This window comes from uncultured Ligilactobacillus sp., assembly GCF_948826705.1.
Taxonomy (GTDB): Bacteria; Bacillota; Bacilli; order Lactobacillales; family Lactobacillaceae; genus Ligilactobacillus.
This window is the reverse complement of sequence record NZ_CAQLEL010000156.1, coordinates 1-9,326: the sequence shown is the minus strand read 5'-3', so window position 1 is coordinate 9,326 and position 9,326 is coordinate 1. Positions and strand designations below refer to the sequence as shown.

Below are 9,326 nucleotides of genomic sequence, written 5' to 3'. Positions count from 1 at the left end.
CTAGAAAACGGTACTGTGAAGTGAATCTCAGATGATTTAGCATGATTTTTGTTGTATTGAAATTCGATCCTGCCAGTTCGAGTGTGAACTCTGACCAAGATCTCAAACCCAAATTGTGCTTTACCCATTTAATCCACCACCGAATCTATATACAAAAATACCGTTTTACCAAAAGTTTCTTTGTTGACTACTCGAGTAAGTCCCGATTCGTCCATTGGAACTAAGTCTATCGACGGCAAACGATAATCAGTATAGTCACTCCAAAGACGCTTACCATAAACCAGCTTTTCGCCCAAAATAATTGGTTTGCCTTCGATATCATATAAATCAACAGTGTAAAAATCACCGACTTCGTTGTAATTGATCTGCAGACTGCAGTGATAGTTTCCAAACGATGTATCAAACATCATCGGTAACTGATCTAGTCGCAGTTCATACTTGTATCTTTTTGACATTACTTGACCCTCGCTCTCGCACCGATCGGAATTCTGCGATCTGGCCATTTATTCCAATTTCGCAATGTTTGGATAGGCGTACCATACTGCTTCCACCAGCCCCAATAAGTGTTACCGGCAACGACTGTGACCCATAACCCAGGCGGTGAAGGTGGCGTAATTGGGCCGACGTGCTGAACTCGAACAAAGCTAGATTGGACAGTCTTAGCTTCTTTGAATTTAATGCTGACTTTGATCGCATTTTTAAAGCCACCTTCATCGTAGTCTTTAGTAATATTCTCTAAGATCAGATCACCTTTATAGATAGCACCGTGCCAAAAAAGAACATTGCCGGCAAACTGCCAAGTTATGAGCTGTAGCCATTTGTTGTTGATATCGTTGTGATCTTTTCCAAAAATAAGACCTGTCATCTCCCATTCAATGCTTTCGCGTTGTGTGTGGTCGATGATCGCATCACCAGATTGTATTGAGTACTGTGCTACTTTATTTGTGATCGATTCTTTTTCGCTTTCAGCAAAGATCTCAATCGTTTTCTTTCTGTCGGTTAGTTTACCCATGCTTGCCACCTCCTAAACTTCAGTTGCTGGAAATTGTTGTAACAGCTTTTCACCGATAGCATTAGCGATCACATTAGCTAAGTTTGGATCATCACTCTTACCATTAACGGTCACATTGATATTGAATGTGTTGTTGTTAGTTGTTGAGTTTTGAACGTTAGTATCGCCTTTTTCGACTACAGTATTTTGTCCTGGTGTACCTTTAGCCAACTTGCGTAAGTTAGGCATTTTCAAGTCAAAGCTAGGTGTTCCTTTTTCAAGCTTGAACATTTTCTTTGTGTCTTTAGCATTCAAGACTTGCGTTCCTTCTTCAAGCGGAACATACAAGTTTCGTTGCTTTGGAAATAGCCCAACTAGGCCGTTCTTGAGCTTAAACGCTTCGACAAAGTCAGTGCCTGGCGCATCGTTGACAAGATACATCCCAGCTTTAGCACCGCCATTTGAAGCCCAACTACCGCCACCGGCAGGACTGCTTGTGGTATTGCCAAAGCTTGGCGTGCCGGTCCAAAGCTTGTTGAATGCACTCTTAGCACCAGGTGTACCAGCAGCTGCATTACCATTCTTCTTAACGTTTGCTGTGATCGTTACTGTCTTACTTCTAACAGCATTGATCGCACTTACTAACGCTTGGACTTGGCTAGTTCCATTCACGTTGGCTAAGACTTTAACTGTCTTGCCTTTTAACGTGTTGATCGCAGATGTCAAAGCTTTGACTTTATCTGTTCCGGAAACGTTGGCCATTACCTTTACAGTCTTATCCTTGACCTGTTTTATCGCATTTGATAAACCTTGAACTTTACCTTGTCCGGAAACGTGAGATAAGACTTTAACGCTCTTGCCTTTCACTCGTTTGATATCTGAAGATAAAGCTTTAAGTTTACCGCTACCACTAGCACTAACAGATACTTTAGCGCTCTTATTTTTAAGCTTACTGATATCTTTACCAAGTGCACGAACTTTACCTTGTCCGGACACACTCACAGACGCTTTTGCACGCTTGTTTTTGACCTTCTTCATGTCGTTTGACAAGCGTTTTAGCTTAAATTGACCAGATACACTAGCAGTCACTTTAGCTTTCTTATTCTTGATTTTCTTAAGATCTTTATTGACCTTAGCAAACTTATTTTGTCCAGAAATACTTAGCGATACTTTAGCTTTTTTATTCTTAAGCTTCTTGAGATCCTTGCTAGCCTTTTTGACTTTCTTGTCACCAGAAACTTTGATTGAAGCTTTGGACTTCTTATTCTTAAGTTTCTTCATCGATGAAGCAGCTTTTTTAAGATCCTTTTGACCAGAGGTCTTTATCTTGATTTTCGTATTTTTATTTTTAATGCCTTTAGCAGCCTTATTAGCCTTTTCAAGTGCTTTAGCTGATTTGTTAGCATTAGCCAAAGCTTTTTTACTGCTATCTGATCCAAAGTTTTTACTCTTATGCTTAGGAGTTTTGGCTTTCGGACCTGGCTTAGTCTTATCTAAAGCTTTTCTTGCTTTGGCTAGATCCTGACTAGCTTTAGTAGCTTTCTTAGCACTATCTGCTTCCTTCTTGCGCGAGTTAGCAGTCTTATCTGAAACTCTCTTTGATTCAGAATTCTTTTTTCGACTACCATTTTTACCGGAATTTTTCTTAGGAGCACTTTCTTTCTTAGATGCACCCGTTTTTTTCTTTGGCTCTTTATAAGCTTCACTATTATGATCTTTGTAGTCTTTTTTAGCTTTTTCAAGCGACTTTCTAGCCTTCTCAGCTTCTGACTTAGCTTTTTTGTAGTCCCTGTTATTTTTGACACTTGCTTTTGCTATTTTCTTAGCATTTTCTGGTGTCATATTAGTTCTAAGCGCCTTTGCAAGTTCTTCATCATAAGCTTTCTTCTCAGCGCTTTTTAGTCCCTTATTGGCTTTTTCAGCTTTCTTACTTGCTGACTTGATCTTGTTCGTATCGTCTTTCTTGACTTCACTAGCAAGTTTTTTCTCCCACTTTGCAATGCTTGCCTTATCTCCACTAGAGATAGCGTTGTCCAACTCTAACTGGGCTTCTTGTGCCTTAGATGATGTTGACTTAGCTGCCGCTTCCATCAACCTATAATTTTTCTTAGCTTGTGCCTTATAACCCTTTGCGGCTTCCTGTGGGTTTTCGGCATCAGCACTCATTGCTCCAGTATAAGCATCTTGCCACTGCCGACTGTTGATCCTATCAAGCGCCTTTTGCTGAGCTTCAGATACTTTTTGCGATTGAGACTTTTGCGGTTTCTTACCGTATTTATCGTTAAATTTACCACCAAACCACTCACCAGCCTTGCCACCTAACCAGCCACCAAGTGCACCACCAGCAATCGTCCCTAAAGGCCCAAGTGCTGATCCAGCTGCCATTCCGATTGTTGCACCAACACCAGAACCAACAGCGCTACCAACGCCTTCATGGCGTTCGCGTGATCCAGATTTAGTAGTAGCCATGACATTCAAAGCATCGAGACCAGAAAAAGCAGCATTCAGCATTGGCGCGCCACCTTTTAAGAATCGACCAGCACCAGCAATTCCACGACCTAATGCACTTGCGCCACGTCCCATTGCACTAGCTCCACGACCAACAGCTGAACTAGCAACTGTACTGCTCAAATTACCTAAGTTGATCAGTGCTTTACCCTTGAAAGTATTCCAACGACCGCGACCACTTCGAGTAGTTTGAGCAAGTTCTAAAAGATCTGTTCCTTTTGCGATAAGAGCGTTTGAGCGGGGTGTGGCCACAACTGTTCGGCCGGTATGGTAACGCCCCATACGTGTTGTTTTACCTGGCACATAGTCCATTCCTAAGTAAGGATTGAATTCACCCTTGAATGCTCCCTTACCCCTATGTGGCTTCTTGACTCTACCATTCTTATCACGATAGAAAGTTCCGCCGTTACCATCAGCGTAATCAATGACGTTACCTGCATTATCAAGAATTGGTGATCCCGCTTTTGTTCCAGTTGGACCACCTTTACCATTCACACCAGTTCCAGAACCACCAGTAGTAGCGTTATTCATTTTGTTAGCCGCCGCCATCATTTTATCGGCGGCACCGTTCATTTTAGACGCTGCAGTCATCTCTGGCGCTTTGATGCCGGTGATTTTAGAGATGATCCCACTTAGACCTTTACCAATGACCGGGATCTTACCTAAAATACCCATGATAGGCTGAGCTACCTTTTGTGCGATCCCTGCCATTCCTGGCACCTTACTTAGTCCCCGGATAGCTACTAAAAAGGCTGTAGCTTTACCGGAAGCATTAGATAAGCTTTCACCAATTTCGTTGAACTTTTTGCTGGCACCTTTTGGAATATGCTTGCCTATATCTTTAGCGAGGCCTTTGACACTGTCATATCCTTCTTTGACGCCTTTACCAATGCGCTTGACCTCATCAACAAAGCCTTCTGCGAATTTGCTAGCAAACGGTTTTGTCGCATCGGTTATCGACTTACCAATATCATAGACTTCACGACTTGCTTTTCCGATCGTCTCAACAACTTTAGTAGACGACTTAGCAAGACCTTCTGCCGTTTCAGCCATCTTCTTTTCATTGGTAAAGAAACCACTCAACCTAGAAAATAGCTTACCATCGCCACCAAAAGCCTTATTTAATTGTTCAGCCATTTTCGACAAGTAGTTCCCGGCAAGGAATTTAGAACCATTCTTCATCGAGCGAATAACACCTTCTAAAGAATTGTTCATGTTTTCAGACGCATTCTTTACCCCGTTTAAAGATGCCATCATATGCGTTGCATTAACAACATCTTCACCAGTAAATTCACTGTATTTGTTTTCGCCTTGCACCCAGTCATTGCCTGTACGTTCCTTAAATGCTTTCTTGATGAAATCATCATACAACGGATTAGCAGACAGTAACTGTTGCATCCTTTCGGCAGATAATGCGTCTTGGTCCAAAGATTTTGCTACAGCTTGCACAAAATTTTGCATCTGAGCGTCATTTAACCCACCAGCATCTTGCAGGTTAAGCATATCTTTAGTCAGCATCAAACTCTTTTTCTTGTTACCGGCAGTAGAAACACCATCCCCAGTAGCATAAAAAGCTAACGCTGCATCTGATACCATCGCATAGTCATTACCTGCACTAAGCGCTAATCCTTGAAGGTCACGAGTCATCTTTCTAGAAAACTTTTGAGCTTCTTTTGCAGACATTTCCTTGCCTAAAACTTTAGCAACAGATTGGGCATTAGTAGACCACGCAACTTGCGATGTCTGTTGTTCTTTGATGTAATCAAGGCCACCAGCAAAAATATTTTTGATACCTTGACCAGCCGACATTACAGCTTCAGCACCAAGATTTCCCAGCGTATACGCACCGAAAGCTTCTTTGAATGCTGATCTTATTTTTCCTGGCTCTTTTTCTTGTTGCTTGGCTAGGGATAACTGTTCTTGCGCTACACGTTTAGACGCTTGTGCGGCTTGTTCTCGTGCTTGTGCTCCTTGCTTTGCAGCATTAGCACTTTCTTTTTCAGCTCTAGCAACATCTTTAGCTGCGTTGGCTAATTCACGTTCAGCACTAGTAGACTTCTTGATCGATGCAGAAAGATTATCTGCACTACGATCAGCTAGCTTCAGTCCTTCTCCAATTTTTTTACCGGCTAAACTTCCGTCGATTTGACTAGCGCGCTTTAGTTCTGCATTCAACTCATCAGCTTTAGCCTTAGCCTTATTTAAGCCTTCAGACGCCTTTGTGCCAATATCGGATAAGTTTACCCGGTCAACATTTTTAAGCTCTGTCGTGAGTTTTTCTGCAGCATTCCCAGCCTTTTTCAGACCATCGCTTGCCTTATCGCCAACATTTGACAAATTGACATTCTTAACATCTTTCAAGTTAGCTTCTAATTGTTTGGCTTCAGCTTGAATTTTATTGAGATCATTAGCCATTCCACTGAATCCACTAGAATTACCTTTGCCTAAAGAGCTTAGGGCCTTGTCGATGCTTTTTAGCACAGACTCAGCTTTCTCAAGCTCAGACAAGCCAGTTACTTTGATATTTGCTTCGATCGTTGCTTTATTCGCCATCTAACCCTAGCCCCCTTTGTAATTCTAGTTTTTTATTAGCAACTTCATTTAATAATTGGATCTCAGCCATAGTCGCTTTATCCATTTCAGCTTTAGTTGCGATCCCCATCATGACCGGAAACCACAACATTTCTTGATCTTCGAACTGTTTTTTGATAACTATTGGAGATTTTTTAGCTAATCCGTTCTCCAAGAAACAAGTCCATCGCGTCAAATAATTCTTCTAACCCCGGACGATCGTTCATATCATCTAATTCAAGTTTTTCACTGACAACGATATTTTGTAGATATTCGTTATACAAGATAGATTTAGCAATCTGACCGTTAGCCATTCGTGCGTTGTCTAACATTTCGTAAGCTTTCATCACGCCTGGGAATTGGAATGTATACTTCCATTCAAAGCCATTTTCATCAACGAATGTCCATTCTTGGTTATTACCTAAGCGGTCCACCTTTTGTGGTTCGATCTTCCCTACAACTTTTGTTTGCTTTTCTTCTGCCTTTGTCATTTTCTTTTCCTCCAAATATTTTTTATTAGCTTAATGCTAAAAACGCACAAGGGAGTCGAACCCTTGCGCGCTGATTTTCTATAAGACTTCTACTTGCATATCGAGAACTTCGATCGTGTAAGTACGTTTTGGCGTTTCCTTACCGAATGCTGCATCAGCTGGCTTAGAGATGATGCACTGTGTCCCAGAAATTTTTTCGTATGGTGTTGTTGCGACCAGTGGAAATACCTTGTTAGTATTTGCCAACTGGTTCAAACGTTTGTGATCAACTGAGTTTCCAGATAAATTGACTGTGATCTGACCTAAGCGATTGTTGTTGATCGCGATCGATGGCCAGCCTTGCGCATCAACTGCAGTCCGGACACGCTCTTCTTTGACCGTAACATTGAACATATCACCGTCCTGGAAATTTTGAACCACACGTCCATCGATCGAAAGATGAACGTCTTTAGCGTCGTAAATATATCCTAATTCATTAGCCATTATGAGTTACCTCCTACAAATTGATTTGACCGTTGACTGTCACAGAATGAATAGCCCCGGAACGCGTATAACTGAAGCTCAAACCATTGTATTTGCGTTGAGCGATATCTGATTGCGGTGTATTAGCACGCGAAACAGTGCGGACTTGGAATTTACCGGAACCAGTTTCTTCGTTTACTAAAATAATCCCATTTGCGGTTGCTTGGTTAAGAACTGTCGTCACTGTTGCATCGATCTGTGCAATACCTACAGCGTCAAACGTGATCTTGCGTGAAGTCGATAAGAGTTTTTGTAACTCTGTTTCGATCGTAGCTTTGATCCAATCATCACCATGCAACGCATCGATAAACTCACCAGAAAGCGTGAAGCCTTCTGAAGTTTGTTGAATTCCCGACTTTTCAACGTATGTGAAGATCTTATTTGAATGTAACTTCTTGATGTTCGTTACAGACAGATCTGTCGTTTCCACGCCACCGATCTGACGGAATTTCCAAGTGATAGAACCCACTTGTTCGTTACCTAAAGCGCCGATCAAAGCCCCAGCACCAAATAACGCCTTAGCTTCAGTCTTACCTGATGCAAAAACGATCACACGTTTCACACCTTCAAAGTGCTCAATAAATTCGGTCAATTTGTTAGTTACAAACTCTGTTGTCGCCGGAACTCCAACGACAGCAAAACGTTCTGATTGACCGTCTAAATAATTAGCTAATGTCACAACATCTTCTTGTGCACTTTCGCCGACAACTGTTGCAAATTCCCAGCCTTCAGAGTAATAAGCTGCAGTTGCTGCTGCAATACTTTCTGAATATGTGATCACGACAAGCTTTTCGCCGTGATATTTTTGCGCAAAATAGCCTTGTGCTACAGCTAACAAGTCTGTATTTTGAGCAAAATCTTCTTGCACGTCACCTAGCGTGTAATACGATTTGACGTCTGGTGTCTCACCTTTAGTAAAAATAGCCAACACACCCATGTTGACCGGTGTTGAAGGTTGATCCACATTAAGCTTTACTGTGATATCTGATAATGTTTCACTCATTTGTTATCTCTCCTTTGTTCAATTCAATATCTAAAATTTCGCCTGTTCCTTCGCCTACATAGCTTTCTTGCAAGCGCAAACGACAATCAAAGCCCGCCATATACGCATAAGCATTAGTCTCAGCAACTGATCGCAACTGCATTTCCATACGCTCTACTAGAACGATGTTTTGCTTTTCAAGTTCATCTTGAGTCAGCTGATCACCAAACTTTTCACGTAATTCGTTTGCTTTGATCAAACAATCAAGCTTTGATTTGTCATAAACTGTGAACGATAAGATAGCTTCAAACACGCCGTCCTCTTCAAGAAAACTTTGTGGTAATTTGGGGCTGATAATATCGATCGCAACGTACGGCGGAACAGGCGCTTTACCATTCGCGTTCAGGTCGACCATCGTCAGTCCCATCCGGTTCTGGATCAGTCGACTGAACGTTCGATACAGGATCCTGTAATCGTAAGCTGTCACTTTCGTTTTCCTCACTTTGCATATAATACATATAGACGTTTGAGTAATTGCTTAGATCTTGCACGTTGACAACACGATAGAACTTGCCTTTTTGTTTGACGATCGTCTGAGTTGGAAATTCATGCGTCGAAAGCCAGATCGCGTTGTACTGTTCCATTCGTCCAACGTCTTTTAGCAAGCTAACGATCGAGTACTGGCCAATCAAGTTATTTGGCACAAAAGGCTCAGTCAGTTCGATCGGTTCTAACTCGACACGCTTTGCTTCCCCATCGATCCACACTGTTTCATCTGATTTTGGATAGACTGTTAAATCGACCGCAAACATGTCTAAAACAGCTTTGAAATCTAAATACATTAGCTTTCCCTCCAATCGATCGCACCATACATTTCGCCCGTATCAATAAGCGTTTTGCTATGACCTTTCTTCTGAACGGTCCCTGGTGCGTTGGGCGTAAATCCACCAGAAGCGATCGTTCGTTGAATACTCATGACCATGAACTTACCTAAACGCTCACTGATGTTTTCAGCTGGACCACCTTCCAAAACTTGTGCAATGAATGGAGCAATGAAGTTCGCATACCGAGCTTCATTTTCATAAAGCGCAGTACGTAAAAAAGGACGTGCCGGTATTCCTCGACTCGTCCCATATTCATTCCAAATTGCTTTCTTTTCGTTCATCCCATCAAATAGTCCAGCCTCAATAGTTTTACCATCGATTTTTTTCAGTTCAGCGATCGTCTTATCAAGTCCAAAATCGCCAGTCACACTTCCTGT

Annotated in this window: 10 protein-coding genes; all 10 read right to left on the bottom strand. The window is 41.9% G+C overall.

Translation table 11 applies throughout. The features are described from left to right. Positions 1–128 precede the first annotated feature (128 nt). On the bottom strand, positions 129–455 hold the full coding sequence (locus tag Q9Q35_RS11775; RefSeq protein ID WP_076149764.1) for a phage baseplate plug protein: 327 nt from the start codon (positions 453–455) through the stop codon (positions 129–131). Continuing rightward, positions 455–1,012: a LysM peptidoglycan-binding domain-containing protein gene (locus Q9Q35_RS11770; RefSeq protein WP_304653542.1), complete on the bottom strand. Its 558-nt coding sequence runs from the start codon at positions 1,010–1,012 to the stop codon at positions 455–457. The genes Q9Q35_RS11775 and Q9Q35_RS11770 overlap by 1 nt, the downstream gene beginning before the upstream one ends. A 12-nt stretch (positions 1,013–1,024) precedes the next feature. Then, positions 1,025–6,052, bottom strand: coding sequence for a hypothetical protein (locus Q9Q35_RS11765; protein WP_304653541.1), 5,028 nt, complete (start codon positions 6,050–6,052; stop codon positions 1,025–1,027). Next, positions 6,042–6,245 carry a hypothetical protein gene (locus Q9Q35_RS11760; RefSeq protein ID WP_304653540.1) on the bottom strand — a complete coding sequence of 68 codons (204 nt, stop codon included), beginning with the start codon at positions 6,243–6,245 and terminating at the stop codon, positions 6,042–6,044. Before Q9Q35_RS11760 ends, Q9Q35_RS11765 begins: the two co-directional genes overlap by 11 nt. After that, entirely contained in the window at positions 6,226–6,561 is a 336-nt protein-coding gene (locus Q9Q35_RS11755; RefSeq protein WP_304653539.1) for a hypothetical protein, read from the bottom strand. Before Q9Q35_RS11755 ends, Q9Q35_RS11760 begins: the two co-directional genes overlap by 20 nt. Positions 6,562–6,639: 78 nt before the next feature. After that, positions 6,640–7,044 (bottom strand): phage structural protein, encoded by a 405-nt coding sequence (locus Q9Q35_RS11750; protein ID WP_278874897.1) that lies wholly within the window; start codon positions 7,042–7,044, stop codon positions 6,640–6,642. A gap of 13 nt (positions 7,045–7,057) precedes the next feature. Then, positions 7,058–8,086 (bottom strand): DUF3383 family protein, encoded by a 1,029-nt coding sequence (locus Q9Q35_RS11745; RefSeq protein ID WP_304653538.1) that lies wholly within the window; start codon positions 8,084–8,086, stop codon positions 7,058–7,060. Further along, on the bottom strand, positions 8,079–8,480 hold the full coding sequence (locus tag Q9Q35_RS11740) for an LIC_12616 family protein (RefSeq protein ID WP_163592383.1): 402 nt from the start codon (positions 8,478–8,480) through the stop codon (positions 8,079–8,081). The genes Q9Q35_RS11745 and Q9Q35_RS11740 overlap by 8 nt, the downstream gene beginning before the upstream one ends. After that, positions 8,455–8,907: a hypothetical protein gene (locus tag Q9Q35_RS11735; RefSeq protein WP_304653537.1), complete on the bottom strand. Its 453-nt coding sequence runs from the start codon at positions 8,905–8,907 to the stop codon at positions 8,455–8,457. Before Q9Q35_RS11735 ends, Q9Q35_RS11740 begins: the two co-directional genes overlap by 26 nt. Then, on the bottom strand, positions 8,907–9,326 hold a 420-nt coding region (locus Q9Q35_RS11730; RefSeq protein WP_304653536.1), incomplete at its 5' end, for a hypothetical protein. The genes Q9Q35_RS11735 and Q9Q35_RS11730, both read right to left, overlap by 1 nt.